The organism is Streptomyces apocyni (assembly GCF_009739465.1).
GTDB classification, from domain to species: Bacteria; Actinomycetota; Actinomycetes; order Streptomycetales; family Streptomycetaceae; genus Streptomyces; species Streptomyces apocyni.
Genome location: NZ_WHOM01000044.1, coordinates 78,441 through 104,671, shown reverse-complemented (window position 1 = coordinate 104,671; position 26,231 = coordinate 78,441). Strand labels below are relative to the sequence as shown.

Sequence of the window (26,231 nt, the reverse complement as noted above, 5' to 3'; positions counted from 1 at the left end):
CGACTACCGAGGGTAGAGCGCCACCGTGCGCCGTCGGTATCCCTCCGAGGTAGCGGTTCCGGTGTGTCTGTAAGGGCCAGTGAAGTCGACCCCGCCACGGCGCCGCTTTCCCGCTAAGCGGTGCCGGGACGCCGAGCCGTGCCGAGCACGCAGTACGACGACGGCAGCCGCGGCCCTCTCGCGGGGATCAGCAATCGCCGGTACGTCACCACCGAGAACCCCGCGTCCTCGATCGCGGCCAGCGGCTCCCGCGCCACATGACAGCCCCCGAACAGCAGCGGCCACACCGTACGGTCCAACGCCTTCTGCGCCCTCGGCATCACCCGGCCGCTCGGCGCCCGGCCGTGCTCAAGGAACCGCAGCTCACCGCCCGGTCGCAGCACCCGCAGGGCCTCCGCCAGGCTGCGTTCCACACTGCGCACACTGCACAACACCAGCGAGAACACCGCGGCGTCGAACGCCTCGCTTTTGACCGGCAGCGCCTCGGCGGCGCCCGGGACCACGTCAACCGGCATCTCGGCGCGCAGCGCCGCATCCGCCGCCAACTTCCGCAGCAACCGCTCCGGTTCGAGCGCCACCACCTCGGACACGGTTGACGGATAGTACGAGAAGTTCAGGCCATTACCCGCGCCGATCTCGATGACCCGGCCGGAGATTCCGGCCAGCAGCTCCTCGCGGTGGGCGCGCATGACGGTCTCGGCCGCCACGCTCTGCCGTGCGTAGAAGCGGGCGAAGACGGGGTGGTGCACGAGGTCCCGGGACACTTTGGCGCTACGCGACGGCATGGCGGAGGCTCCTCGGCGAGTGCGACGGTTACCGCGATTGTGCCCCGCCGTGCGGGGTTCAGCCGTGCCACGGCGCACCCGTGACGACTGAGGTACAAGGGAAAACTATCGGCCATTCGTGCCGAGAATATGCCGCTGTCCCGTACGCGTGACGACAATGGGACTGCCCCGCACCACTGGAAAGGCTGTGCCAGGACCGTCGAGAACGGCGTGAGGGAGCGGCTGTGCACGAGGAATTCCTGTGCCATGTCACCGCGTACGGAGTGTGCGGCGGACGGCGTGTCGGCGTCCCCCTCGGCACCTACCGTGCGCCCTCCCTGGCGCTGGCCCTGTGGTGGCTGCGCGAGCGGGCGACCTGGATCGCCGAGCGGCTCGACCCCGCCCCCGACAGCGAGTATGTGCCGGTACGGGCGCTGGTGCCGGTCGCCGACCATGTGCCGGACCCCTCCGATGACCTGCGGGCCTGGCGCGACGACCCGGCCGTCCAGGGCACCGTCGCCGAAGGCCTCGCGCACGGCCAGCTCATCCGCTTCGCCACGTCCGACGACACGACGGAGTACGAACTGCTGGCGGAGTCCGTCGACGCGCTCCGGATGCAGCGCGCCACCCGCGTCGCCGACCGCGTGGGCGTGGTCCACGGGAGTGAGGCGTGGGGCGGCGACGGGGGAGTGGCTACACCTGGGCTCTGACTCCGAGGATGTCGAGCAGGGCGCGGGTGGCCGGGCTGGGGTTGAACCGGCTCCACGCCAGATACTCGACGCGACGCGGCCCGTCGACCACGGGGACCAGCGCCAGTTCCGGATCGTCGGCGGCCAGCGGGCGGATGAACGCCGACGGCAGCAGCGCGATGCCGAGGCCGCGTGCGATCAGCCGGGTGATCAGCGCCGCCCCCGCCTCGTACGCGACGTCACGGACCAGGCCCGCGGCGGCGAACGCCTGATCTGACTGGGCCCGGCCGGGGGTCCCGGCGATGAAGTCCACGAACGTCTCCTGGGCGATGTCCCGCAGCGTGACCTGAGAAACGCCCGCGAACCGGTGGCTGGTTGACACGACCAGCACATGCTCGTCGTGATCGAGCGTGACGGTCTCCACACCGGATGGCCGCTCGCCTTCCGGAAGCCCGAGGAAGGCGATGTCCAGTTCGCTGTTCCGAATCGCCGCCGCCAGCGTGTCGCTGCCTCCGGCACGGAGGATGACGTGGACGTCCGGGTGCCGGGCGCGGTACCGCTGGAGCAGTTCGGGTACGTCAACGGCGGCCGTGGTCACGATCATGCCCACGGCTAGTCGGCCGCGTACCACTCCGGCCGCGTCGGCGGCGTCGGCGACCGCGCGGTCGGCAGCGGCCAGGCACTCCCGCGCCCTGGCGAGGAACGCCGTTCCGGCGCTGGTGAGTTCGGTGCGGCGGCTGGACCGGGCGAACAGCCGGACCCCGAGCTCCCGTTCCAGGCTGGCGATCCGGTGGCTGAGGGCCGACTGCACCACGGAGCAGCGCTCCGCGGCGCGGGTGAAGTTGCGGGTTTCGGCGAGGGCGACGACGTACCGCATCTGCTGGAGATCCACCGCACCATCGTTTCGGTTCATAGCTGTGATGACAAGCATGTGTTGGACTCATGGTGCGATCGGCGGACACTCGATCACCATGCAGACCTTGACCAAGACCGACCGGTCACCGGGCCCGCCGCGGACGTCGTCCGCCGCGCGGCAGGTGGCCATCGTCGCGCTGACCGCGTGCGCTCCCGCGGCCTGGGGCACCACGTACGCCGTGACCACGGAACTGCTGCCGCCCGGGCATCCGTTGTTCGCCGGGCTGATGCGCGCCCTGCCCGCCGGGCTGCTCGCCCTGGTGATGACCCGGGTGCTCCCGCGCGGGGACTGGTGGTGGAAGGCCGCCATCCTGGGTGTACTCAACATCGGCGCCTTCTTCCCCCTGCTCTTTCTGGCGGCCGAACGGCTGCCCGGCGGTGTCGCCGCCACCCTCGGCGCTGTCCAGCCGCTGCTGGTCGCCGGGTTGGCGATCGTGGCGCTCCGTGACCGGCCGACGGTCTGGGGATGGGCTTGGGGGGTGATCGGCGTGGTCGGCGTCGCACTCGTCGTGCTCGGACCGCGCGCCGGGCTGGACGCCGTGGGGGTGCTCGCGGGTCTCGGCGGCACGGCCGCCATGGCGGGTGGGGTCGTTCTCGTCAAGCGCTGGGGCCGTCCCGCCGGGGTCGGTCCGATGACCCTGGCGGGCTGGCAGCTGACGGTCGGGGGCTTGCTGTTGCTCCCGCTCACCCTCGCGACAGAGGGGGTGCCGCAGCGGATCGACGCCGGCGCTGTGGGCGGCTACCTGTGGCTCGGCAGCATGGGTGGGCTGATCGCGTACACGCTGTGGTTCCGGGGGATCGGCAAGCTGCCGGTCGGCGCGTCGGCACCGCTGGTGCTGCTGTCTCCGCTGGTCGCGGCCGTCATCGGCGCGGTACTCGGCGAGACACTGAGCCTGCCGCAGACCCTTGGTTTCGCCCTCGCCCTGGCCGCCCTGCTCGCTGCGCAGCTCAGCCCCTCGAACCTGTCGGGCCGCGTTGCACGCGGCCAACGCCCGTCAGCGTGAGCCGGTTACGGGAGCCTCCGTCGCGTCCCACGTTCCGCCGAGCGCGGGCGCGAGCCAGCGCGGCGCGCGGGAGCGGAACGTCGGTCCGGTGAGGGTGCCGGAGCCTTCCGGTACCGCGCCCAGCAGGGGGGCGCCCGCGACCGTCGGCAGGTCGGTGAGGTTGCAGTGCGCGGCGAGGTCCGGGTGCTGTGGCCAGCTGCCGACCAGGACGCCGAGTGGGTGCAGGGAGCGCGCCCGCAGGGCCTCCGCCGTCAGCGCGGTCGTGTTCAGGGTGCCGAGCCCGGCCGAGGCGACGATCAGCACGGGAGCGCCCAGCAACCGCGCCGCGTCAGCCAGCGTGCTGCCGCCACCGCCACCGCCTTCGCCATCGCCGCCGCCGTCAGGGTCGCCGTCGTCGAAGCGTACGAGCAGCCCGCCCGCCCCCTCGACCAGCACCAGATCGTGCTCGGTGGCCAGCTTCCGCGCCGCGTCGGCGATCTCCTGCGGCCGTACGGGAGGCAGCCCCGCCCGCCGCGCGGCTGTCGCGGGCGCCAACGGCTCGGGGTAGCGGGCCAGCTCGAGCGCGGTGAGGTGACCCGCCAGCCGTACCACCTCGTCCGCGTCGCCGCGCTCACCGGGGCCGACCCCGGTCTGCGCGGGCTTCAGCACCGCCACCGTGCGCCCGGCCGCGAGCGCGACAGCGGCCACCGCCGCCGTCGCCACGGTCTTGCCGACCTCGGTACCGGTCCCCGTGACCACCAGAACCGTCATCGCCCTGTTCTCCCCATCCACCTCGTACGCCGCACCGGTCAGCCCGCCGTCGCGGCCGCGCACATCGCGCGGCAGATCCGTGCCACGTCCTCGTCCCCCGTGATGTACGGCGGCATCGCGTAGATCAGGTCGCGGAACGGCCGGAGCCACACCCCCGCGCGCCGCACCGCGTCCGTGGCCGCCGCCATGTCCACCTGGTGGTCCAGCTGGACGACACCGATCGCGCCCAGGACCCGTACGTCCATCACCCCGGGCACCTCCCACGCGGCCGCCAGCCCTTCGCGCAGGCCCGACTCGACGCGCTTGACCTCCGTCTGCCAGTCCTGCGCGAGCAGCAGGTCGATCGAAGCGCAGGACACCGCTGCCGCCAGCGGGTTCGCCATGAACGTCGGCCCGTGCGCGAGCACCGGCACCTCGCCCTGGGAGATCCCCTCCGCCACCCGCGAGGTGCACAGCGTCGCCGCCATCGTCATATAGCCGCCGGTCAGCGCCTTGCCGACACACATCACATCGGGGGTCACGCCCGCGTGCTCAGCGGCGAAGAGCGTGCCCGTGCGCCCGAACCCGGTCGCGATCTCGTCGAAGACCAGCAGCACGTCCTGCTCGTCGCACACCTCGCGCAGTACCCGCAGATACGCGGGGGAGTGGAACCGCATCCCGCCCGCGCCCTGCACCACGGGCTCCACGATCACCGCCGCCAGCTCGTCGGCGTGCCGCGCGATAGCCTCGCGCAGCTCGTCGGCGTACGACTCCTCGTACTCCGCGGGCGGCGGGTCCACGAACACCTGCCGGGGCAGCGCGCCCGACCACAGCTCGTGCATCCCGCCGTCGGGGTCGCAGACCGACATGGGCTGCCAGGTGTCGCCGTGGTACCCGCCGCGCCAGGTCAGCAGCCGCCGCTTGGCGGGGCGGCCAACAGACCGCCAGTGCTGCAGACACATCTTGATCGCGACCTCGACCGAGACCGAACCGGAGTCGGCGAGGAAGACATGCTCAAGGCCGTCGGGTGAAATGTCGACAAGACGCTTCGCGAGCCGGACGGCGGGCTCATGGGTGAGCCCGCCGAACATCACATGGCTCATCCGCTCCAGCTGGCCGCGCACCGCGTCGTTGAGCACCGGGTGGTTGTAGCCGTGGATCGCCGACCACCAGGACGCCATGCCGTCGACCAGCTCGTCGCCGCCGTCCGCCAGCCGCAGCCGTACGCCGGAGGCGGACTCCACGACCAGCGGGTCGACGCGCCCCGGCATCGGCCCGTAGGGATGCCAGACATGTCTGCGGTCGAGCTCGATGAGCTCCTGAACCCGCGAGTCAGGCGTAGCGCGCGGGTCAGGCGTCGCGTGCGGGTCAGGCATTGGGCGCGAGGTCCGTTCCCGCGCCCCGGCGGCGTACCGCCACCAGGTCCGTACGAGCATCGGAGGAGGCGGGCTCCTCGGCGACCGCGTCGCTCTCCGGGGCGGCCTCGGAACCGCACGGCGCGCATCCGCCCTGGTGGGAACCGCACCCGGAGGCCTCGTCCGACTGCCGGTCCTTGGGCAGCCGGTGCTCGGGCAGGGTCACGTTGTCCGTGCCCTCGACCTCGAAGCCCGCGTCCTTGATCATGTCCAGGTCGGCCTGACCCGCTTGGCCCTCACTGGTGAGGTAGTCGCCGAGGAAGATCGAGTTGGCCAGGTGCAGGGCCAGCGGCTGGAGCGTCCGCAGATGCACCTCGCGGCCACCCGCGAGCCGTACCTCCACGTCCGGACAGACGAACCGCACCATCGCCAGGATGCGTAGCGCCCGCTGCGGGGTGAGGTGCCATTCCTTGGCGAGCGGGGTGCCCTCGAAGGGGATCAGGAAGTTCACCGGGACCGAGTCCGGGTCGAGCTCCCGCAGCGAGAACACCACGTCGACCAGGTCGGCGTCGCTCTCGCCCATGCCCGCGATCAGCCCCGAGCAGGCGGAGAGCCCGGCGGCCTGCGCCTGGTGCACCGTCTCCACCCGGTCCGCGTAGGTGTGGGTGGTGGTGATGTCCCCGTAGGTCGCCTCGGAGGTGTTCAGGTTGTGGTTGTACGCGTCGGCGCCCGCCGAGCGCAGCCGCTCGGCCTGGCCGTCGGAGAGCAGCCCGAGGCAGGCACAGACCTCGACACCCTCGTTCTGCTCCTTGATCGCCTCAATGGTCTTCCCGACCCGGTCGACGTCGCGGTCCGTGGGGCCGCGCCCGCTCGCCACCAGGCACACCCGCTTGGCGCCGCCCGCGACACCGGCGGCCGCGGCCTCGGAGGCCTCATCCGGTTTCAACCAGGTGTACTTGAGGATCTCGGCCTTGGAGCCGAGCCGCTGTGAGCAGTACGAGCAGTCCTCGGGACAGAGCCCGGACTTCAGGTTCACCAGGTAATTGAGCTTCACCCGCCGCCCGAACCACTGCCGCCGCACCTTTCCGGCCGCGGCCACTACGTCCAGAAGCTCGTCGTCGGAGGTCGCCAATACGGCGAGCGCCTCTTCGCGGGTCGGCAGCTCGCGCCGAAGCCCCTTGTCCACCAGCGTGTTCAGCAGGTCCATGAGGTCTGATCCTCGCCTACCGCACCACCCTCGGCCAAGTAGGAACCGAACAACAGGTGGCGATAGGGGTGTGGGTATCGCCACATTATGACCTCGGCTCTGTCCCGTTAGGGTCTGTTGACTGCATACAAAGAGCGACATACGCAGCGCGACACGCACCGTGCGAGATACGCAGAGCGACGACCCTTAGGGACGGCCGATGTACCGCCAGGCGACCGATGATGCCCAGGACCCGTTCCGCTGGATCGACGCCCAGGCCGAGCAGCGTCGCCGCGCCGGTCTGGTGCGCACCCTACGCCCCCGCCTGGCCGACGGGACCTCGCTGGATCTCGCGAGCAACGACTACCTGGGCCTCACCCGCCATCCGGAGGTCACCGAAGGCGCCGCCGAAGCGGCCCGGCTGTGGGGCGCGGGCGCGACCGGCTCCCGGCTGGTCACCGGGAGTACCGCCCTCCATGCCCGTCTTGAGCGGGAACTAGCGGAATTCTGTGGATTCGAGTCGGCGCTGGTCCTGTCCTCCGGTTACGCCGCCAATCTCGCCGCCGTCACCGCGCTCGCCCCGCACGGCTCCCTCATCGTCTCGGACGCGGCCAACCACGCCTCACTGATCGACGGCTGCCGCCTGGCCCGCGCCGCGACCTCGGTCGTCCCGCACACCGACCCCGAGGCCGTCCGTAAGGCCCTGGACGCCCACGCCGGGCCCGCGCTCACGGTCACCGACTCGGTCTTCTCGGTGGACGGCGACGCGGCCCCACTGCCCGCGCTGGCCGAGACCTGCCGGGCGTACGGGGCCGGGCTCCTGGTGGACGACGCGCACGGCCTTGGCGTACTCGGCTCGGGGGGCCGGGGCGCGGCACACGCGGCGGGCATCGCGGGCGCGCCGGATGTCGTCGTCACCGTCACGCTGTCCAAGTCCCTCGGCAGTCAGGGCGGCGCCGTCCTGGGCCCCGCCCGGGTGATCGACCACCTGGTCAACACCGCCCGCACGTTCATCTTCGACACCGGCCTCGCCCCCGCCGCGACGGGCGGTGCTCTCGCGGCGCTGCGGCTGCTGCGCCGCGAGCCCGAGCGCGCCGAGCGGGCCCGCGAGGTGGCGGCCGCGCTGTACGACCGGCTCACCGCCGCGGGCCTGCGGGCGGTACGGCCTGACGCGGCCGTCGTCTCCGTCTGCGCCCCCTCGCCGGACGAGGCGGTGCGCTGGGCGGCCGACTGCCGTACCGCGGGGCTCGTCGTCGGCTGCTTCCGCCCGCCGTCCGTGCCAGACGGCATCTCCCGGCTCCGGCTCACGGCGCGCGGGGACCTGACGGACCAGCAGATCGACGACGCCGTACGGACCGTCGTCGCCGCCGCACCCCAAGGCGCCGCGGAATAGCCTGAACGAGAGCGAACGAGAGCGAACGAGAGCGAACTACAACATGTCGTCCGTGACCGCCGCGAGGAAGGGTTCCCAGGCGGCGGGGGAGAAGAGCAGTGCGGCCCCCGCCTGGTTCTTGGAGTCGCGTACCGCCAGCATTCCGGTCAGCGGTCCGCCGCCGAGGCACGCGGCCTCGACACAGTTGTTCATGCCCGTGCTGCGACTGCTGCGCCGCCACCGAGCACGGTGCGGGGCGGAGCTGAGAGTGGTGCTGGGAGAGACGTACCGAGGCAGTGCAGACATGGTGCCTCCTTACGCGCCGTCACCGATCCCGGCGATGAATTCCCGTGTGTCCTCTGCCGAAAGCGCATGTTCCTGGAGGGAGGTGAAGGCCTCGGTATAGGCCTGGAGGTCTTCTTTCCGCTCGAGATAGAGGCTACTCGTCATGTGGTCGAGAACAACCACATCCAGATCAGAAATGTTCGGGAATGAGAACATGACGAAAGATCCAGTGAGGCCGATATGTGCCCCCGCGGAGAATGGTAGAACTTGCAACCGCACCTGAGGCAGGCGCATAGCCTCCCGTAACCCGCGTAACTGCCGCGCCATCACCCCGTACCCACCCACCGGCCGACGCAGCACCGCCTCGTCGAGCACCGCGCTCAGCTCCAACGGCGGGTCGGCGCGCAGCACATCCTGGCGGGCCAGCCGGACCTCGACCAGTGCCTCCACCTCGGATTCGGTCAGCCCGCCCAGTGCCGCCCGGGTCACCGCGCGCGCGTATTCCGGCGTCTGTAACAGCCCCGGCACCACCGAGGTCTCCAGCGTGCGCATCCGGCAGGCCTGAGACTCCAGACTGATGAAGTCCCGGTAGGCGGCCGGCAGCAGCCCCTTGTACGCGTGCCACCACTGATGGCGCGCCACGCCGTCGCCCTCCGTGCCCGCCAACGCCTCGAGCAGTGCCCGGAGTTCGGGGTCGCGGACGTCGTATCGGTCGAGTAGCAGTCGTACGTCCGCGGGCTTCGCGGCGCTGCGCCCCGTCTCGATCCGGCTCACCTTGGACTGATGCCAGCCGACGAGCCGCGCGACCTCGCCGCTGGTCAGCCCGGCCTGGTCACGCAGGGAGCGGAGCTCGGCGCCCAGCTTGCGCCGTCGGACCACGGGGCCGTATCGCATCGCTGCCTCCTCTTGGCCGCCCGGTTACTCACCCCTACTCCCTACTCCAACAGACCAGTCTCGCCCAAATACGTTCTTCCGTAGCAGAGTTCACCGCTTCGGGCGACAGATATATGCATATCTTGGGGGATCGACCACTTCGGCGGCCACGGAGTGGCAGTCTGGCGCGAAGCACCAGTCCGAGGCAGCCCCGCGACAACCGCTATGTGGCGGAGTTCGGCCCCGGTGGGAAAGGGACAGCGTCGCCATGGCAGATCATCAGGAAGCATCCGTCACTCTGCCGAGCGAGCCCGCCTCGGTGTCCGCGGCGCGGAAATACGTCAGCGGCATGTTGGCTGATTGGGGACTGCCCGGCGATGCCGAAGTGTCCGACACCGTGAGACTTATCGTCTCCGAACTCGCCACCAACGCCGTACAGCACACCTTCGGTCAGTCGCCGACCTTCACGGTCGACCTGACGCTCGAGCGTGACGAGGAGCTACGGATCGGGGTGACGGACAGTCACCCCCGGTTCCCCAAGCGGCTGCCCGCGGCCGTCCAGCAGGACAACGGCCGGGGCATGGTTATCATCCGCTGGCTGACCGCCGAGTGCGGCGGCCGCCTCACGGTCCGGCCGACCGCCGAGGGTGGCAAGACCATCTCGATCAGCCTGCCCTGGACCGCACCCGTCCAGAACTGACCACCAGGGACAGTCAGGGACGACCAGAGCTCAGGACACCCCGGCGCGCCCGAACGCGCCACGCAGCAGGGCTCGTAGGGTGTCCGCCGCGAGGTTTGGCTCATCGGCCCGGTACACCGCCGAGATCGTACGACGCAGTCCCGGCGGGTCGAGCAGCCGCACGTTCACCGGGGTCAGGGCCTGCCGCGCCACCACCACCATCGTGGTGCGCAACGCCCTCGCCTCGCGCCGGGCGGGCGCCGCCTGCGCGCTCGGCATCGCGGCCGGACTGCTGGTCCACACCGCTCTCGCCGTGGCCGGGGTCGCCGCTGTGCTCGCGGCGGTCCCGGCGCTCTTTCGCGGCCTGCAGATTCTGGGCGGCGCCTACGTGCTCTACCTCGGGTACGGGGCGCTGCGCGCCGCTGCCCGGCCGCGTACGGCGCCCACCGGCGGTGCGACCGACGGCGACCCGGCCGAGGGGCCAGAGGCTGTGAGTCCCCGTAGCGCCCTGCGTCAGGGGTTCCTCACCAACGCCCTCAATCCCAAGGCATCGATCACCTTCCTCAGCGTGCTGCCCCAGTTCGTACCCGCCTCGAGCCCGGCGATGCCGCGCACCCTGCTGCTGGCAGCGATCATCGTCGGGCTCGCCGCGGTCTGGTTCCAGGCCGTCGCCCTGCTCGTGGACCGGCTCGGCCGCTGGCTCCGCGGACCGCGTACGGCCCGCGCCATCGAAGGAGTCAGCGGTACGGCCCTGGCCGCGCTGGGGCTGACCCTGCTGGCGGCGCCGCTGGCGGGCTGATGTTCCGGCTACCGGCTACTGCACCCGGCCGTAGGACACCCCGCGGGTCCAGATCTTCTGCAGCCGTACCACGTCGCCCGCCTTGGGCGAGTGCCAGATGCGCCCACGCCCCGCGTAGATCCCGACGTGGTAGACGCCGCCACGGGAGTGGAAGAACACCAGGTCCCCGCGCTGGCGCTGGCCCGTGGAGATCCGCCTGGTCTTGTTGCGCTGGGCCGCGGCCGTACGGGGCAGCGACTTCCCCACGCGCTTGAACGAGTACAGCGTCAGCCCCGAACAGTCGAAGCGGCGTGGACCGGCCGCCCCCCACTTGTACGGCGCCCCCTTCTTCGACGCCGCGACCTTGACGGCCTTGCCGCCGGCCGAGGCGGCGTCGGCCTGGTTCGCCGCGCCCGGCACCACCAGGGTGCCGCCAACAGCGACGAGGGAGAGGGCCGACGCGGTGCCGACCTTGGCGAGTAGAGAAGGAACACGGTGACGCGAAGTCATGCGCAACCCTTCGGCAGCCGCCTGCGAAGGATGACCTGTCGGATGCGGTGCGGGTCCTCCACTCCTGCCGATCCGCTGACGTCGACCCGGCATCCGGACGGCGGCAGGACTCGGCGTCCGCCCGGACCGCCCCACCGCTGCTGGCGGGGGCTTGTCGTCGCCAGGGATCTTGACCCACGGCACCCACCGAAACCGTGGAGAAACGGCGCTGTGTGAGACTCCTCACTACTGATCCATTCAGGTGGACAAGGCCGGTTCGCGGTTGCGGCGCCGATGCCCGGCGAGGCCCGGACCAGCACCGGAAGCAAGCATTCCGGGCGCCGCGTACCGCGAGGGCAGATACATACTTGCGCCATCAGGGCAACCATCCGCTCCGCCGATCAGGCGACCCGAACTGGTCCCTTCGGGTCACGGGGCGGACGGCTCACCCCCTGCCCGGCGGCGTCATCCGGTGGACGCGGGCGGCAACGCGACCCGTCCGGCGGTGTTTTGGGTCAGCCTTGCCCTGCCGTTGTCCATATGCTGCCCAGCTGCTTACCCGGGCGGTGCAAGGGTGGGATCGCTCCCACCGCAGAGGGAGTAACCCACCGCAATCGCACTGGAGTTACCTTGTCCCGCCACCTCATACGCAAGCGCGCCCTCTTCGTCGCCGCCACCACCCTCGTGACCGTGGGCACCGTGACCGTGGGGGTGGGCATGGCTACCTCCGGCGGTGGTGGCAAGGCCGCCGCCAAGCCCACGAAGAAGGAGATCGCCGCCCTCTTCGATCAGTGGAACGCGGCCCTGCAGACCGGCGACGCCGAGAAGGTCGCCGACCTTTACGCCAAGGACGCGGTGCTTCTGCCGACCCTCTCGCCGGAGGTCCGCACGGACCGCGCCGGCATCGTCGACTACATGGAGCACTTCCTGGCGAAGAAGCCGAAGGGCGAGATCGTCCAGAGTGAGATCAACATTCTCGACAGAAACTCCGCGATCGACGCCGGGCTGTACAACTTCCACCTCACCGACCCGGAGACCGGCGAGAAGAGCATCGCCGAGGCCCGTTACACGTACGAGTACGAGAAGTGCGGCGGCACGTGGAAGATCGTCAACCACCACTCGTCGATGGTGCCCGCCGACGACTGATCCGTGCGCACTGTCACAAGGCCGTGCGCGCCCCCGTCCGCTACAGCGGGGACGCACGGCCGGATCGTGGTGTCGGGTCAGCCAGCCGGAGTGGGCTCCGCCGAGCTCCCCGGCTCGGGTGCTGGGGTGGCGTGTCCGGCCCGCCGCCCGCCGAGCAGCACCGCCGTCAGGCCCAGTACCGCCCACAGGCTCAGGATCAGTGCGGGTCCGCCCGCCTGGGCGCCGTCGAAGAAGGACACCGACCGCAGCAGGCTTCCGCCCGCCCCTGGTGGCAGCCACTGACCGAGCAGCCCGATCGGCTCGGGGAGCAACTCGGGCGCGGAGGTGACGCCGGAGAACGGGTTGCCGAGCAGGACGATGAGCAGGGCGCCGACGCCGATCCCCGCGGGCCCGATCAGCGCCGCGAGTCCGGCCACCGCGGCGCTCACCGCCAGCACCGACAGGCTCAGCACACCCGCCTCGGCCCACCAGTCGCCGGTCAGCGCCCCCAGCCAGCTGTGGGTGAGCGTGGCCGCGACCAGGCCCACCACCGTGGAGGTGACCACCAGGGTGAGCGCCGCCCGCGTCCGCCGTAGCCCGAGCATCGTCACCACGGACCCGGCCGCGACCCCGGCGATCGCCATCGGCAGCACGCTGGAGCTCAGCGTGGCGCCACGCGGGTCGGTCGCCGGGGCCGGGACGATGTCGTCCGTCTCCAGCGGGGTGCCGTCGGGGGACTGGGCGGCCACCGCCTGCTCGAGCAGCTGGGCGACCACCGGGCTCGCGGCCGACGCGGTGAGCAGTTTCGGGCCGCGCTCGGTGACGACGACGGCGCCGTATACGGTCCGGTCCCTGATGGCGTCGCGAGCGGCGGCCTCGTCGGCGTACCGGTGAATCTCGAACGCGCCGCCTTGCTGCTCCAGTTGGTTCTTTACAGCGCTCGCGGCGGCCGTCGGGCCCGCGACGCCGAGCGGCAGATCCTGCGGCGCCATGCGGGCGGCGGGCCAGGTGAACGCCCACAGCGCGAGGGTGACCAGCAGGGGGACCAGTACGGCGACCGCGACCATCCGCCGGGCCTGCGGCGCGGGGGGAAGTTCCTCGGGTGCGGCGGGGGTGGGCGTCGTAGCCGATGTGGCGGACATGGTGCCCCTCGATTCGGATCGATGACCAAAGAGAAGGATCGTTCGTTTTTGTAGCTCCACTGTCCTGCCGGGGGAGCGCGCTTGTCAAGAATGAATATTCGTTTTACGTTGTGCGCATGGCTCGCGTATCCCAGGAACACCTTGACGCCCGTCGCCGCCAGATCCTTGACGGCGCGGCGCGCTGCTTCGCGCGCAACGGCTTCCACGCCACGTCGATGCAGGATGTCCTGCGCGAGGCCGACCTCTCGGCGGGCGCCGTGTACCGCTACTTCCGCAGCAAGGAAGAGCTGATCGGTGCCATCGCCGAGGAGGTGCTGACAGCCATCCACACCACCTTCGAGGCCGCCGCCCGGCAGAGCCCGCCCCCGCCGCCCGACGTGCTGGTGGCGCAGGGCCTGCGGGAGGTCTTCAGCGCGGCGACCGGCCTGACGTACGAGGGGAAGTCCGGCTTCGCGCGGATGATGATCCAGGCGTGGACGGAGACCCTGCGCAACGAGGAGCTGGCCGCGGTACTCCACGAAGGGTTCGGCCGGGTGCGGGCCGCCTGGGTGCGGATCGTGGAGGCGTATCAGCAGGCCGGGCTGATGCGTACGGACGTGTCACCGGAGAGCGTCGCCCGGACCATGATCGCTGTGGCGCAGGGTTTCGCCGTCCAGCAGGCGCTGTTCGGAGACGCTCCGGTGGAGCTCATCGAGGAAGGGCTGCGCGGGGTGATGTCGATGGGTGATGGCGCTGGTGAGGCACAGCCGAGTTAACGCGCCGGAAAAACTTCGGTATTAGCGTGCGATATCTTCCCCTTCCTCCGGGGGCATCGACTGTGAGGTGGCACGCGTGCAACTGACCCCGCATGAACAGGAACGGCTGCTCATCCATGTCGCGGCGGACGTGGCCGAGAAGCGCAGGGCGCGGGGCCTGAGACTGAACCACCCGGAGGCCATCGCGCTGATCACCTCGCACCTTCTGGAGGGCGCCCGCGACGGCCGGACCGTCGCCGAGCTGATGGCCTCCGGACGCAAGGTCCTCACCCGCGACGACGTCATGGAGGGCATCCCGGAGATGCTCCACGACGTCCAGGTGGAGGCCACCTTCCCCGACGGCACCAAGCTCGTCACCGTGCACGACCCGATCGTCTGACGGGGGAGCGCTGATGATTCCCGGAGAGATCCTCTTCGCCGACGAGCCGGTGCGCCTCAACGAAGGCCGCGCCGTCACCCGCCTCACCGTCCTGAACCGCGCCGACCGGCCCGTCCAGGTCGGCTCCCACTACCACTTCGCCGAGGCCAACCCGGGCCTGGACTTCGACCGCGCCGCCGCCCGCGGCCTGCGGCTGCACATCGCGGCCGGCACCGCCGTGCGCTTCGAACCCGGCATCCCCGTCGACGTGGAACTCGTCCCCCTGGCCGGGGCACGGATCATCCCCGGCCTGCGCGGTGAGACCGGAGGTGCCCTCGATGGCTGAACTGACCCGCCCCGCCTACGCCGACCTGTTCGGCCCCACCACCGGCGACCGTATCCGCCTCGCCGACACCGACCTCCTCGTCGAGATCGAGGAGGACCGCTCGGGCGGGCCCGGACGCGCCGGTGACGAGGCGGTGTTCGGCGGCGGCAAGGTCATCCGCGAGTCCATGGGCCAGTCCCGCGCGACCCGCGCCGACGGCGCACCGGACACCGTGATCACCGGCGCGGTGATCCTCGACCACTGGGGCATCGTCAAGGCCGACATCGGCATCCGCGACGGCCGTATCACCGGCATCGGCAAGGCCGGGAACCCGGACACCATGGACGGCGTACACCCCGACCTGGTCATCGGCCCGGAAACCGAGATCATCGCGGGCAACGGCAAGATCGTCACCGCGGGCGGCATCGACGCCCATGTGCACTTCATCTGCCCGCAGCTCGCCGACGAGGCCCTGGCCTCCGGCATCACCACCCTCGTCGGCGGCGGCACCGGACCGGCCGAGGGCAGCAAGGCCACCACCGTCACCCCAGGCCCCTGGCACCTGGCCCGGATGCTGGAGGCCATGGACGGCTACCCGGTCAACCTCGGGCTGCTCGGCAAGGGCAACACCGTCTCGCGCGAGGCAATGCTCTCCCAACTGCGCGGTGGCGCACTCGGATTGAAGATCCACGAGGACTGGGGGGCCACCCCGGCCGCGATCGACGCGGCGCTCGGCGTCTGCGACGAGACCGGCGCCCAACTCGCCATCCACACCGACACCCTGAACGAGGCGGGCTTCGTCGGCGACACCCTGGCGGCCATCGCCGGACGGACCCTGCACGCCTACCACACCGAGGGGGCGGGCGGCGGGCACGCGCCCGACATCATCACGGTCGTCTCCGAACCCAACATCCTGCCCAGCTCGACCAACCCGACCCGGCCCCACACCGTCAACACCATCGAGGAACACCTCGACATGCTGATGGTCTGCCACCACCTGAACCCGGCGGTCCCCGAGGACCTGGCCTTCGCCGAGTCCCGGATCAGACCGTCCACCATCGCGGCCGAGGACATCCTGCACGACCTCGGCGCGATCTCGATCATCTCGTCGGACGCCCAGGCGATGGGGAGGATCGGTGAGGTCATCCTGCGCACCTGGCAGACCGCGCATGTGATGAAGCGGCGACGTGGCTTCCTGCACGGCGACAGCCGCGCGGACAACCTCCGGGCCCGCCGCTATGTCGCCAAATACACCATCAACCCCGCCGTCGCCCAAGGCCTGGACACCGAGATCGGCTCGGTGGAGTCCGGCAAGCTGGCCGACCTGGTGCTGTGGAATCCGGCGTTCTTCGGTGTCAAGCCACAGCTGGTCATCAAGGGCGGGCAGATCGCGTACGCGCAGATGGGCGACGCCAACGCGTCCATCCCCACGCCACAACCGGTGCTGCCCCGCCCCATGTTCGGCGCGACGGGCCGGGCTCCCGGCAGCAACTCGCTGAACTTCGTCACGCGACTGGCCCTGGACGACGGACTGCCCGAACGGCTCGCCCTCAGCAAGGAGTTCACCGCGATCAGCAGCACCCGCCACGTCACCAAGGCGGACATGCGGGAGAACGACGCCAGGCCACAGGTACGGGTCGAACCCGACAGCTTCGCCGTCACCATCGACGGTGAACTCGTCGAGGCCGCACCCGCCGCCGAACTGCCCATGGCCCAGCGTTACTTCCTCTTCTGATGTCCCGAGCCGCACTGCTGGTACTCGCCGACGGCCGCTTCCCCGCCGGAGGTCACGCGCACTCCGGTGGCGCCGAGGCGGCGGTCGCCGCGGGCCGCGTCACCGACGCCGCGAGCCTCGCGGACTTCTGCCGGGGGCGGCTGCACACCACGGGCCTGACCGCGGCGGCCCTCGCGGCGGCGGCCGCGCTCGGCGTGGACCCGCTGGAGCTGGACGCGGCCGCGGACGCCCGTACGCCGTCGGCCGCGCTGCGTACGGCGGCCCGCAAGCTGGGCCGCCAGCTGATGCGAGCGGCTCGCGCCACCTGGCCGTCGGCCGAACTCGACGCACTCGCCGCCGCCCGGCCACGCGGCGCGCACCAGCCCGTGGTGCTCGGACTCACCGCCCGCGCGGCGGCGCTCGGCCCCACGGACGCCGCGTACTGCGCCGCGTACGAGACCCTCAGCGGCCCGGCGACCGCGACCGTACGGCTGCTCAGCCTGGACCCCTTCGACGCCACCGCGGTACTGGCCCGACTCGCGCCCGACGTCGACCGCATCGCCGACCAGGCGACCGACGCCGCCCGGCGCGTGCTCGACCACGGCCCTGACGCGCTGCCCGCCGCCTCCGCGCCGCTGCTCGAGATCAGCGCGGAGGCGCACGGCGGCTGGCCCGTACGCCTCTTCGCGTCCTGAGCGCCGCCTGCCCCCCGACCTACCACCGCCAAGCGACCTCTTGGAGCCGCACCATGCACCTCGACCACGCCACGACCTACCCCGAGCGGCACACCCACAGCGCTGACGCCCAGCGCCCCGACGGCACCCGGCGCGCGCTGCGGATCGGACTCGGGGGACCGGTCGGCTCCGGGAAGACCGCGACCGTCGCCGCCCTGTGCCGCGCCCTGCGCGACACCGTCTCTCTCGCGGTCGTCACCAACGACATCTACACCCGCGAGGACGCCGCGTTCCTGCTGCGCGAGGCGGTGCTGCCGCCCGAGCGAATCACCGCCGTGGAGACCGGCGCCTGCCCGCACACGGCGATCCGCGACGACATCTCCGCCAACCTGGAAGCCGTGGAGGACCTGGAGGACGAGGTGGGCCCGCTCGACCTGATCCTGGTCGAATCCGGCGGCGACAACCTCACGGCCACCTTCTCCAAGGGCCTGGTCGACGCGCAGATCTTCGTCATCGACGTGGCGGGCGGCGACGACATCCCCCGCAAGGGCGGCCCCGGCGTCACCACCGCGGACCTCCTGGTCGTCAACAAGACCGACCTCGCCCCGTATGTGGGCTCCGACCTGGGACGTATGGCCCGGGACGCCAAGGAGCAGCGCGCCGAACTCCCCGTTGTCTTCCAGTCCCTCCGCACGGATGACGGCGTCGGGCCGGTCGCGGAGTGGGTACGGGCCAGGCTCAGGGACTGGGCCAGCGCATGACCGCCCCAGCGGACCTCGCGCCCGTGGGCCTCGCCACCGCAGGGGTCCGGGACATCGCGGGAGTCCAGGCCACCGCCCGGATCGTCGCCGAGGTGGACCCGCGTCGGGGGTCCACGGTGCTGCCCGTTCTCGCCGGTGAGGGACCGCTCGCCGTACGTCGCACCCGGGGTGCCGGGGCCGAAGCCCAGGTCACCCTCGTCGGTGCGATGAGCGGACCGCTCGGTGGGGACCACCTCACCGTCGAGGCCGAGGCACGAGCCGGGGCCCGGCTGCGGATCGGCTCAGCGGCGGCGACGATCGCGCTGCCGGGGCAGGCGGGAGAGCCCGCGCACTACGCCGTACGGCTCACCGTCGAGGACGGTGCTGAGCTGCACTGGCTGCCGGAACAGTTGATCTCCGTCCACGGGAGTGACCTGCGGGTCACCACCCACGCCGAACTCGCCCCCCACGCCCGGCTGCTGCTGCGTGAGGAGCAGGTGCTCGGCAGGTCGGACGAGCCGCCCGGGCGGCTGACCACCCGGCTGACGCTGCGTCACGCGGGCCGCGTGCTGCTCGATCAGGAACTGGCCTGCGGCCCCGGAGCACCCGGCGGCTGGGACGGCCCCGCTGTCCTGGGCGGGCACCGGGCGGTCGGACAACTGGTAGCCGTACGCCCCGAGTTCGCCGACGATCCGCCGAAGCCCCGCACCCTCGGCGAGTACGCCGCGCTCACCCCACTCGCCGGACCCGCGGTACTCGTCACCGCCGTGGCGCCGGACGCGCTGCGGCTGCGCCGGACACTGGACGAAGCCGTACGCCTCCTCCGCTGAACCTGGCTGGCTGGCTTGCTGATCGGTCGGTCACCGCTTCAGCTTGAGCCAGGCGTCCTCCGCGGTGTAGTCGAACAGATCGCCGCCCGGATCGTAGTTCGCCGCCATCTTCGGGAAGGCTTCACGCCAGTGGGCCGCCCCACGCAGCCGCCGCTCCAGCCACTCCACGGTCTCGGGCAGCGAGTCCGCGTACGTGGTGACGGGCTGGTAGCCCAACTCCCGTTCGGCCAGGCCCATGTCGAGCACCACGGGATGCTCTGCATCCCAGGGCGTCAGCCCAACAGGCGGCTCAGGCGGGGGACCGTCCACCAGCACCGTCTCGCTCTCGAAGCCCATCGCCGAGTCGATCGCCGCCCCGATCTCCGCGACCGTCGGCGCCTCGGGATCACCGCCGTTGACCACCCGCGACCCCGGCCGCGCCGCGGCGAGGCGCACCAGCTCGGCGACGTTGCGCACGCTGACCGGATGGAAACGGTTCGCCCCGCCACGCGCCAGCACACGGGTCCGCCGACCGTCCAGCACCCGCTTGACGAAGTACAGTTCACGCGGCGTACGACAGTACGGTCCGTGCACCGCGCCCGCGCGCACGAGCGTCACCGGCAACCGGTCGCCCGCCGCGAGGAGTTCCCGCTCGATGGCCACCTTGCGGGTGGAATACGTAACTTCGCCCGCGGCCACCGTGCGCTGCGTCTCAGCAATCGGCACGGGGTAGCGGGGAAACCCATTGGGCTCCAGCTGCGTATCGAAGCCGCGACCTTGATCGTCCTCGTACACGGAGACGCTGGACAGGACGACAGCCGACCCGACGCGGTCGCCCAGCGCCGCCAACTGCCGGGCGTGCCGAGCCTGGAAGGCGACCATGTCGACCAGCAGTTCGCAGCCGTCCCCCACCGCAGCGGCCAGCGCCGCGTCGTCCTCCCGGTCCAGCCGCGCCTCCCGCACCGTGGTCGGCCAGGCCGCGTCCCGCCCGCCCCCGCGGGACGCGGCCGTCACGTCCCAGCCGTCCTCAGCGAGCGCCAGTACCGTGGCCCGCCCGATCTGCCCTGTCGCCCCGATCACCACTGCATGCCTCATGGTGTGGACCGTACGCGGCAGGCCGCCTGACCCCCAGGGGGTTTCGCCCCGCGCGGATTACTCCCATGGCTGATCCGGACGCTCGCGTGGCTGTCCGGCAGAGCTCAACTGAGCGGCATCCGCGGAAACTTCCCCTTCCCCGTCCCCTCCCGCTTCCCTTTGTCCTTCCCCTTCTCCTTTTCCTGCTGAGCCCGCTCCGCCTGTTCCTCGGCCTTCACCTCGGCCGCGTAGCGGTCCACGTACTCCTGCCCGGACAACTCGAGGATCGCGTACATGATTTCGTCCGTCACCGCGCGCAGGGCGGCCTTCTCGTTGTCCATGCCCGCGAACCGCGTGAAGTCCAGTGGCTTCCCGAAGCGGATCGTCACGCGCTTGAAGGTCGGCATCAGTTGCCCGGGCGGCTGCGCCTCGAACGTACCGATCATCGCGCAAGGCACCACCGGCACGCCCGCTCTGATCGCCATCGCGGCGACCCCGACCTTGCCCTTGTAGAGCCGCCCGTCGTGCGAGCGGGTGCCCTCCGGATAGATACCCAGCAGCTCACCCTTCCGCAGCACGCCGAGCCCCTCCCGGATCGCCGCCTTCCCCGCCTCCTTGCCGGAGCGGTCCACTGGGATCTGGCCCGCGCTGCGGAAGAACGACGCGACGAGCCGCCCCTTGATCCCGGGGCCCGTGAAGTACTCGGCCTTCGCCAGAAAGGTGATCCGCCGTTTGATGACGGCAGGCATCAGAAAGTGGTCGGAGAACGACAGATGATTTCCCGCGACGATCGCCGCACCCGACGCCGGGACCTGCTCAACACCTTCGATCCTGGGCCGGAACAACAGCCGCAACAGCGGCCCCAGCAAGACGTATTTGAGCAGGTAATAGAACACAGGGTCGTCGCCTCTCACTCTACCGGATCGGCTCCGGTGCCGCGTTCGGGCAGGTCAGGAGGTGTTCGAGCGGGTTCAGTGTAGGCGCAGACGGAGTCGGGTGTAACGGTCTTCGGCCGGATCGATGCTGCCCCTGTGCCGCCCTTCCTGACGGCCCTTCAGTACGCTAATCGTGCTGTTCAGGGCGGGCGGCTGCCCCACCGCAACCACATCCAGGAGCAAGTGAGTTTGATGACCACCGTTCTGATCACCGGAGCCACGTCGGGCATCGGCGCCGCCTTCGCCCGCCGGTTCGCGGAAATGGGCTGCGACCTGGTGATAGTCGCCCGGGACCAAGACCGCCTGGACCGCTCGGCCGCCGACCTGCGGACGCGGTTCGGTGTGACGGTCGACGTCCTGGCAGCCGACCTCACCGACCCACCGCAGTGCCGCACGGTCGAGGAACGTCTCAGCACGCCCGACCGCCCTGTGGACGTCCTGGTGAACAACGCTGGCTTCGGACTCCCGGCTCCGTTCCCCCACAGTCCGGTCGACGACGAGGAGCGGATGCTGGATCTCCTGGTCCGCGTGCCTCTCCGCCTCACCCACGCGGCCATCCCCGGCATGACCAGTCGGCGGCGAGGGGTCATCCTCAACGTCTCCTCCGTGGCTGGCCTGTTGCCCACGGGAACCTACGGCGCCGCCAAAGCCTGGATCACCAGCTTCAGCGAGTCGCTCCGCGTCGACCTCGCGCCGTACGGCATTCGCGTGGTGGCCCTGTGCCCCGGCTTCACCCGTACCGAATTCCAGCAGCGGGCGAAGATGGACGTCAGTCTGCTGCCGTCCTGGGCGTGGCTGGACGCAGACAGCGTCGTGAACCAGGCGTTGAAGGACCTGCGTCACAACAAGCCCATCAGCATCACCGGGTGGCGGTACAAGGCGTATGCGATGGCCGTACGACATCTACCGCGCCGCACCGTCGCCGCCAGGTTGGCGCGATCCCGCAAGCCCCCGAAGTGAGCGTAAGAAGGGGGAGGACGTGGTCATCGCTCGGGCTCGATCCGTGGCTGCAGGATCACCACCGTGGTCTCGTACGGTCGGAGCGCCGCGTAGGCGTCGAGGTTCGCGTCTATCTCGCGCCAGCGGGCCCATAGACGCGCCCGTTCATCGCCCGCCGCGGCGCGGGCCGTCACTCGGCGTGGCCCGTCGGCGACTTCGACCTCCGCGTCGGGGTGCGCCTGGAGGTTGAGCCACCAGGCGGGCTCGGCGGCACCCCAGCCGTTCATCGCCAGTGTGACGAGATGCGGACCGTCCTCGAAGTACCCGACGAACACGCTGCGCCGACGCCCGGTGCGCCGCCCGGTAGTGGTCAGGCGCAGCGCACCCCAGCGTCTGGACCGCGCACGCCACAGGCCGACTCGGCCCCTGGTGACGCGGTACAGGCCGCGGTGTACGGACCAGGCGAGGCGGATGAACCAACGCGGAGGAAGCCGGGGTGACGTGCGCTCACGTTCGTTCGTCATAGCCCGGTCCCTCACTCACGTTGGTGTGCCTCGCTGCCCAGGCCATGGTCCAACACGGCCGGGGCCATCAGTCTCGACGCGGTGGGCGGGTCCGCCCCCTCGCGTGCGCACGTGAGTGCTGCCGCGCGGGCCGCCACCGACAGCGCGTCGCGCAGCACCGCGGGCAGCCGATCGGTGTCTGTCGCCGCGCGGAGGGCCGCCCGGGCCGTTGCCGCCCCGGCTCCGGGGCCGCCGCCCAGCAGACCGCCGTACAGCAGGCGGCTGATCAACCCGGCCATGAACGCGTCGCCCGCCCCCACGGTGTCCGCCACCCGGACAAGCACCGGCGCGACATCCTGACGGCCGTGTGGCCACCAGGCTCGGGCGCCGTCCGCGCCCAGAGTGACGACGACCAGCGCCGGGCCGCTACGCGCCCAGCGGGCCGCCGTCTCGTTGACGCCTTCGCCGGGGTGGAGCCAGGCCAGGTCCTCCTCGCTCGCCTTCACCACGTCGCTGACGGCGACCAGTTGTTCCACCCGTTCCCGTTCCCGTTCCCGTTCAGCGGAGCGCAGCAGTGCGGGCCGCAGATTCGGGTCGTAGGAGACGGTGGCCGAGGTCCGCAGGGTGTGCAGCGCGCGGAAGACCTGGTCGGCTCCAGGGCTCAGGGCGGTGGCGATGGACCCGGTGTGGACGTGCGCGGGCGGGCCGTCGCGCAGCGATTCCTCGGCGGCCTCCGACAGTGCCCAGGTGATGTCGAACGTGTAGTTCGCGGCCCCCGCGGTGTCGAGTACGGCGGTCGCGGTGGAGGTGGGGGCGTCGACGACGGAACCCGTCGACAGCTCGACGCCGCTGCGCTCCAGGTGGTCTCGCAGCAGCTGGCCGAAGTCGTCCTGCCCCACGCGGGTGGCGAGCCGGACCGGGTGGCCGAGCCTGCCCAGACCCAGCGCGACGTTGGCGGGGCTGCCACCGGGGTGGCTCCGCTGCGGGCCGTCGGGCCCGGCGATGACGTCCACCAGCGCCTCGCCGATGACGAGCGCCCGAGGGGCGGTGGGACCGCCGGTCACGGCAGGACCTGGACCTTCCGACCCTTGAAGACCTCGGGGTCGAGCCCTCCCGCGGCGAACAACTCGGCGCCGCGCTCGTAGCTGTGCGGGACTGTCAGGGAGCCGGTGATAGCGATCTCCTCGTGCTGGATCCGGTACGGGTGTGACCACCGCGCTGCCGCAACCGATGGTACGGGCGGCGGCGAGCCGGTCCTCGTTGACGTCCACCGGCTGAGGTGTGCCGCTCTTTCAGCGCAGTGTGATCTGGGCGGCGACCGGCAGATGGTCGCTGCCGGTGGCGGGCAAGGTGCGGATCTGGGCGACGGTGGCTGAGCGGGCCATGACCTGGTCGATTCGGGCCAGTGGGAAGGCGGTGGGAAAGCTGAAGGCGAAGCCGCGTTCCGCCACGTTCATCCGTGAGGTCAGTGGGGTCAGACCCCGGTCTTCGACCGTGCCGTTGAGGTCACCCAACAGGATCGCCGTTCGCAGCTCCTCGGCGGCGATGGCCCTGCCCAGGAGGTCGGCGCTCTCGTCGCGCCAGGAGGAGGCGAAGCCGCTCGCACCGACGCGGACCGAGGGCAGGTGCGCGACGTACGCCGCGAGCTTGCCGTGAGGTGCGTGGACCACGGCCCGCAGTCCGCGACTCCAGCCATCCGCGATCCCCTGGGGTTTGATGTCCAACGACCGGGCGCCGGTCAGCGGATGCTTCGACCAGAGACCGACGGTGCCCTGGACCGCGTGGTACGGGTAGTCCGAGGCCAGGGTCCTCTCGTAGACCGCCAGCGCCGGGGGTTCCAGCTCCTGCAGCGCGATGAGATCGGGCTCGGCGTCAGCCAAGACATGGGCCGTGCCCGCCGGGTCGGTGTTCTCGTCGCTGACGTTGTGCTGCACCACGACCAAGTCGTGCGCGCCGGGCTTCGCCCCAGGCAGCAGCAGCCCGCCGAAGAGGTACGTCCAGGCCGCCATCGGCAAGAGCAGGGCCACCAACGCGGTGGCCGAACGACGCACCAGCGCCAGCCCGAACAGCACCGCGACCACCACACCGAGCCAGGGCAGGAACGCTTCCAGCAAGCTGCCCAGCCGGCCGATGGAGTTGGGCACGGCCCGGTGGAACGCCAGGAGCGCGCCGGTCAGCGCCGCGAGCGCGGCGAGCACCCGCCCCCGCGTCCAGGCCGATCGCCCCCTCGCGTCCTCGCCCCGAACCCACCGCCCCACCCATCCGGGCACCGCGGCCTTCACCGTCGACGTCGCACCGCTGTGCGCCCGCTCCACCATGGCTTCCCATCCGCTTGACCTCGTCCCTCCCAAGACGAGCTACGCGGTGAAACGGTTCTCCGCCCGCGTCGGCCCGCTCACAGAGCCGCTCGCGAACCTGACAACTCCGGGCCTCACACCTCTGGGCCTCAACTCCGAACCTGACACCCGCCCCGGACGCCAGCACTCACAGCCCCAGCGACCCCAGCGAACCGCCCCTGACGATCACCGTGCAGGTGGTGTAGCGGAAGCCGGGCCGGATGTCGCGGCCGCTGGCGATGTCCCGTACGCCCAAGCCGTACTTGGCCAGGAAGTGGTAGTCACCCGCGGGCAGCCGCAGCGTGGTCTTCCGGTACTTCTTCGAGCCGCTTTCACAGCCGTTCTTCCTGCTGGCGGTCCGGTCGGCGTACTCCTTGCAGTTGGTGCACGCCGGGATTTTGATGGTGCCGGTGATCGAGCCGGTGTACAGGATCTCGACCGGCTTCGGGGCGTCGTTGGTGATGACCAGCTCCATCTTGGCCCCGCCGGGACTGCTCGCGCGGGGCAGCTTCTTCCCGGCCGAGGGGCGCGCGACGGCGATCTCCGCGGCGATCGCGATCTTCTTGGCCTGCGGAGTGCGCGCGTTGTTCTTGTACTCGCGGGCGAAGTCGGTCATCGTGCGCTTGGCGGAACTGAACTTCTTGTCTTTGAACTGGTCGACTCCGCAGGCGTAGGTGCCGTTCTCCACCCCGTTGTCCACGTCCCGGCCCAGCGCGTCGCCGGTGCCGTCAGGCAGGTTCTTGGCCGTGCCGCCGATCCGGCGCAGCTGGTCGGTGGCCGTGCACGGCGCACTGCCCTTGAGTCGCGCGACCTGGGTCCTGATCTCCTTACGGATCGCGGGCTCGACCTTCTTGGCCTGCTCGGATTCCGGGAACGTGCGCAGCAGTTCACCCAGGTCGCCACCCGTCGACCCCGCCGTCCTGCTGCCCAGACTGGACATCCCGCACTCGTACAGCGAGGTCGCCAGCGGGTCGTCGGGCCAGTCGGCCAGCTCGCCGAGCAGCTTGCCGTCCACCTGGTCCGGCACGGTCCGCAGATACGTCAGCGGCTCGATCGCCGTGCAGTGGTCGTTGTCGTGGTACGGCGCGGCCACGGCCCGGTAGTAGGCGTCCAGCCGCTTGGGCACCAGCTTCCCGGCCCGCGAGCCCGGGTGCTTCTCACCCAGGGAGCGGTAGCGCCGCAGGGCCAGCCGGTATTCGGGCTTCGCCTGGGCGAACGCGGTGCCCGAAGCGCTCTTGACCATCCCGTCGGCCTTGTCGAGGCGTTCGAGGAGCACCTTCTCCATCGCCTCGTCCTTGGCGGAGTCATAGGCCACCGCGCCACCCGCGGGTATCGCGAGCAGGACAAGCCCGAGGGCCGCGGCCACCAGGGACCGCACCGGCAGCAGCAGGGCCGCACGGTAGGCGCGCCGCGCCCCGTCGGCCGCGGCGAGCAGCAGGAACACCGCGTAGGCGATCACCCACGGACCCGCTATGCCCTCGGGGTCGGCGGGCAGCGCGAGCACCAGCAGCCCGGCCGTGGCCGCCCAGCACACGACGGCCAGCAGCCAGCGGCGCAGCAGGACGTACCCGAGACCAAGACCGCTCAGGTTGAGCAGCCCGACGGCCAGCGCGCGCACCGAATCCGGCGACACAGGGGGCTGGACCGGGGGAGGGGGCGGTAGCGGAGGTGGGGGCGGCGGGCC

The 26,231-nt window shown here is 71.2% G+C and carries 30 protein-coding genes and 1 pseudogene; 14 read left to right on the top strand and 17 right to left on the bottom strand.

Going from position 1 to position 26,231, the window contains the following annotated elements:
* Positions 1-113: 113 nt before the first annotated feature.
* Entirely contained in the window at positions 114-785 is a 672-nt protein-coding gene (locus GCN81_RS09600) for a class I SAM-dependent methyltransferase (protein WP_156723678.1), read from the bottom strand.
* Positions 786-1,009: 224 nt separating this feature from the next.
* On the opposite strand from GCN81_RS09600, the gene GCN81_RS09595 reads away from it, so the two are divergent.
* Positions 1,010-1,474, top strand: coding sequence for a hypothetical protein (locus GCN81_RS09595; protein ID WP_231626570.1), 465 nt, complete (start codon positions 1,010-1,012; stop codon positions 1,472-1,474).
* On the opposite strand, the gene GCN81_RS09590 is transcribed toward GCN81_RS09595, so the two are convergent.
* Complete coding sequence (locus tag GCN81_RS09590; RefSeq protein WP_156723853.1) at positions 1,458-2,345, bottom strand: LysR family transcriptional regulator; 888 nt, start codon at positions 2,343-2,345, stop codon at positions 1,458-1,460. The genes GCN81_RS09595 and GCN81_RS09590 overlap by 17 nt on opposite strands.
* Before the next feature lie 79 nt (positions 2,346-2,424).
* Between GCN81_RS09590 and GCN81_RS09585 the strand changes: the two genes are divergently transcribed.
* Positions 2,425-3,372, top strand: coding sequence for an EamA family transporter (locus tag GCN81_RS09585; RefSeq protein WP_156723676.1), 948 nt, complete (start codon positions 2,425-2,427; stop codon positions 3,370-3,372).
* Here GCN81_RS09585 and bioD read toward each other — a convergent pair.
* The 3 genes from bioD to bioB are packed head-to-tail and all read right to left on the bottom strand — an operon-like array spanning position 3,364 to position 6,663.
* On the bottom strand, positions 3,364-4,122 hold the full coding sequence (gene bioD / locus GCN81_RS09580; RefSeq protein WP_156723674.1) for an ATP-dependent dethiobiotin synthetase BioD: 759 nt from the start codon (positions 4,120-4,122) through the stop codon (positions 3,364-3,366). The two genes, GCN81_RS09585 and bioD, sit on opposite strands and share 9 nt — an antisense overlap.
* A gap of 38 nt (positions 4,123-4,160) precedes the next feature.
* Positions 4,161-5,477, bottom strand: a complete 1,317-nt coding sequence (locus GCN81_RS09575; RefSeq protein ID WP_156723672.1) for an adenosylmethionine--8-amino-7-oxononanoate transaminase — start codon at positions 5,475-5,477, stop codon at positions 4,161-4,163.
* Positions 5,470-6,663, bottom strand: coding sequence for a biotin synthase BioB (gene bioB, locus GCN81_RS09570; RefSeq protein ID WP_156723671.1), 1,194 nt, complete (start codon positions 6,661-6,663; stop codon positions 5,470-5,472). The genes GCN81_RS09575 and bioB overlap by 8 nt, the downstream gene beginning before the upstream one ends.
* A 199-nt stretch (positions 6,664-6,862) precedes the next feature.
* On the opposite strand from bioB, the gene GCN81_RS09565 reads away from it, so the two are divergent.
* The gene (locus GCN81_RS09565) at positions 6,863-8,035 is read left to right on the top strand and encodes an 8-amino-7-oxononanoate synthase (RefSeq protein WP_156723669.1); all 1,173 of its coding nucleotides are present in this window, start codon (positions 6,863-6,865) and stop codon (positions 8,033-8,035) included.
* Between the two features lie 36 nt (positions 8,036-8,071).
* Here the strand turns inward: GCN81_RS09565 and GCN81_RS09560 are convergent, their stop codons facing one another.
* Together GCN81_RS09560 and GCN81_RS09555 are read right to left on the bottom strand one after the other, a co-directional pair.
* Complete coding sequence (locus tag GCN81_RS09560) at positions 8,072-8,320, bottom strand: DUF397 domain-containing protein (protein WP_156723667.1); 249 nt, start codon at positions 8,318-8,320, stop codon at positions 8,072-8,074.
* 9 nt (positions 8,321-8,329) lie between these two features.
* Positions 8,330-9,193, bottom strand: a complete 864-nt coding sequence (locus GCN81_RS09555; protein WP_156723665.1) for a helix-turn-helix domain-containing protein — start codon at positions 9,191-9,193, stop codon at positions 8,330-8,332.
* A gap of 247 nt (positions 9,194-9,440) precedes the next feature.
* Here GCN81_RS09555 and GCN81_RS09550 point away from each other — a divergent pair, with 247 nt between their 5' ends.
* A complete protein-coding gene (locus GCN81_RS09550) occupies positions 9,441-9,872 on the top strand; it encodes an ATP-binding protein (protein WP_156723663.1) in 432 nt (143 codons plus the stop codon).
* 30 nt (positions 9,873-9,902) lie between these two features.
* Here the strand turns inward: GCN81_RS09550 and GCN81_RS31800 are convergent, their stop codons facing one another.
* A complete protein-coding gene (locus GCN81_RS31800) occupies positions 9,903-10,085 on the bottom strand; it encodes a hypothetical protein (RefSeq protein WP_197287554.1) in 183 nt (60 codons plus the stop codon).
* On the opposite strand from GCN81_RS31800, the gene GCN81_RS09545 reads away from it, so the two are divergent.
* Positions 10,075-10,650, top strand: coding sequence for a LysE family translocator (locus tag GCN81_RS09545; protein ID WP_407697956.1), 576 nt, complete (start codon positions 10,075-10,077; stop codon positions 10,648-10,650). The two genes, GCN81_RS31800 and GCN81_RS09545, sit on opposite strands and share 11 nt — an antisense overlap.
* A gap of 15 nt (positions 10,651-10,665) precedes the next feature.
* Here the strand turns inward: GCN81_RS09545 and GCN81_RS09540 are convergent, their stop codons facing one another.
* A complete protein-coding gene (locus GCN81_RS09540; RefSeq protein ID WP_156723662.1) occupies positions 10,666-11,139 on the bottom strand; it encodes a C40 family peptidase in 474 nt (157 codons plus the stop codon).
* A 609-nt stretch (positions 11,140-11,748) separates the two neighbouring features.
* Between GCN81_RS09540 and GCN81_RS09535 the strand changes: the two genes are divergently transcribed.
* Complete coding sequence (locus GCN81_RS09535) at positions 11,749-12,264, top strand: SgcJ/EcaC family oxidoreductase (RefSeq protein WP_231626567.1); 516 nt, start codon at positions 11,749-11,751, stop codon at positions 12,262-12,264.
* Positions 12,265-12,341: 77 nt separating this feature from the next.
* Here the strand turns inward: GCN81_RS09535 and GCN81_RS09530 are convergent, their stop codons facing one another.
* The gene (locus GCN81_RS09530) at positions 12,342-13,385 is read right to left on the bottom strand and encodes an ABC transporter permease (protein ID WP_407697955.1); all 1,044 of its coding nucleotides are present in this window, start codon (positions 13,383-13,385) and stop codon (positions 12,342-12,344) included.
* 116 nt (positions 13,386-13,501) lie between these two features.
* On the opposite strand from GCN81_RS09530, the gene GCN81_RS09525 reads away from it, so the two are divergent.
* From GCN81_RS09525 to GCN81_RS09495, 7 genes are all read left to right on the top strand, one after another.
* Positions 13,502-14,140: a TetR/AcrR family transcriptional regulator gene (locus GCN81_RS09525; protein WP_156723658.1), complete on the top strand. Its 639-nt coding sequence runs from the start codon at positions 13,502-13,504 to the stop codon at positions 14,138-14,140.
* A 76-nt stretch (positions 14,141-14,216) separates the two neighbouring features.
* On the top strand, positions 14,217-14,519 hold the full coding sequence (locus tag GCN81_RS09520; RefSeq protein ID WP_156723656.1) for an urease subunit gamma: 303 nt from the start codon (positions 14,217-14,219) through the stop codon (positions 14,517-14,519).
* A 13-nt stretch (positions 14,520-14,532) separates the two neighbouring features.
* Positions 14,533-14,844: an urease subunit beta gene (locus GCN81_RS09515; RefSeq protein WP_156723654.1), complete on the top strand. Its 312-nt coding sequence runs from the start codon at positions 14,533-14,535 to the stop codon at positions 14,842-14,844.
* Positions 14,837-16,558, top strand: a complete 1,722-nt coding sequence (locus GCN81_RS09510; protein WP_156723652.1) for an urease subunit alpha — start codon at positions 14,837-14,839, stop codon at positions 16,556-16,558. Before GCN81_RS09515 ends, GCN81_RS09510 begins: the two co-directional genes overlap by 8 nt.
* A complete protein-coding gene (locus tag GCN81_RS09505; RefSeq protein WP_156723651.1) occupies positions 16,558-17,232 on the top strand; it encodes an urease accessory protein UreF in 675 nt (224 codons plus the stop codon). The genes GCN81_RS09510 and GCN81_RS09505 overlap by 1 nt, the downstream gene beginning before the upstream one ends.
* A gap of 53 nt (positions 17,233-17,285) precedes the next feature.
* Complete coding sequence (gene ureG, locus GCN81_RS09500) at positions 17,286-17,972, top strand: urease accessory protein UreG (RefSeq protein WP_156723649.1); 687 nt, start codon at positions 17,286-17,288, stop codon at positions 17,970-17,972.
* Positions 17,969-18,781: an urease accessory protein UreD gene (locus GCN81_RS09495; RefSeq protein WP_156723647.1), complete on the top strand. Its 813-nt coding sequence runs from the start codon at positions 17,969-17,971 to the stop codon at positions 18,779-18,781. Before ureG ends, GCN81_RS09495 begins: the two co-directional genes overlap by 4 nt.
* Positions 18,782-18,811: 30 nt before the next feature.
* Here the strand turns inward: GCN81_RS09495 and GCN81_RS09490 are convergent, their stop codons facing one another.
* On the bottom strand, positions 18,812-19,855 hold the full coding sequence (locus GCN81_RS09490) for an NAD-dependent epimerase/dehydratase family protein (RefSeq protein WP_156723645.1): 1,044 nt from the start codon (positions 19,853-19,855) through the stop codon (positions 18,812-18,814).
* A gap of 104 nt (positions 19,856-19,959) precedes the next feature.
* The gene (locus tag GCN81_RS09485) at positions 19,960-20,730 is read right to left on the bottom strand and encodes a lysophospholipid acyltransferase family protein (RefSeq protein ID WP_156723847.1); all 771 of its coding nucleotides are present in this window, start codon (positions 20,728-20,730) and stop codon (positions 19,960-19,962) included.
* A gap of 231 nt (positions 20,731-20,961) precedes the next feature.
* Between GCN81_RS09485 and GCN81_RS09480 the strand changes: the two genes are divergently transcribed.
* On the top strand, positions 20,962-21,729 hold the full coding sequence (locus GCN81_RS09480) for an SDR family NAD(P)-dependent oxidoreductase (protein WP_156723643.1): 768 nt from the start codon (positions 20,962-20,964) through the stop codon (positions 21,727-21,729).
* Between the two features lie 23 nt (positions 21,730-21,752).
* On the opposite strand, the gene GCN81_RS09475 is transcribed toward GCN81_RS09480, so the two are convergent.
* The 5 genes and pseudogenes from GCN81_RS09475 to GCN81_RS09460 form a co-directional block, all read right to left on the bottom strand.
* A complete protein-coding gene (locus tag GCN81_RS09475; protein ID WP_156723641.1) occupies positions 21,753-22,232 on the bottom strand; it encodes a nitroreductase/quinone reductase family protein in 480 nt (159 codons plus the stop codon).
* Between the two features lie 11 nt (positions 22,233-22,243).
* Complete coding sequence (locus GCN81_RS09470) at positions 22,244-23,275, bottom strand: carbohydrate kinase family protein (RefSeq protein ID WP_156723639.1); 1,032 nt, start codon at positions 23,273-23,275, stop codon at positions 22,244-22,246.
* A pseudogene (locus GCN81_RS31795) lies at positions 23,272-23,418 on the bottom strand (alcohol dehydrogenase); the annotation flags it as partial. The pseudogene GCN81_RS31795 and the gene GCN81_RS09470, both read right to left, overlap by 4 nt.
* An 85-nt stretch (positions 23,419-23,503) precedes the next feature.
* Positions 23,504-24,529: an endonuclease/exonuclease/phosphatase family protein gene (locus GCN81_RS09465; RefSeq protein ID WP_156723637.1), complete on the bottom strand. Its 1,026-nt coding sequence runs from the start codon at positions 24,527-24,529 to the stop codon at positions 23,504-23,506.
* 166 nt (positions 24,530-24,695) lie between these two features.
* A complete protein-coding gene (locus GCN81_RS09460; RefSeq protein WP_156723635.1) occupies positions 24,696-26,180 on the bottom strand; it encodes a hypothetical protein in 1,485 nt (494 codons plus the stop codon).
* Positions 26,181-26,231: the final 51 nt, after the last annotated feature.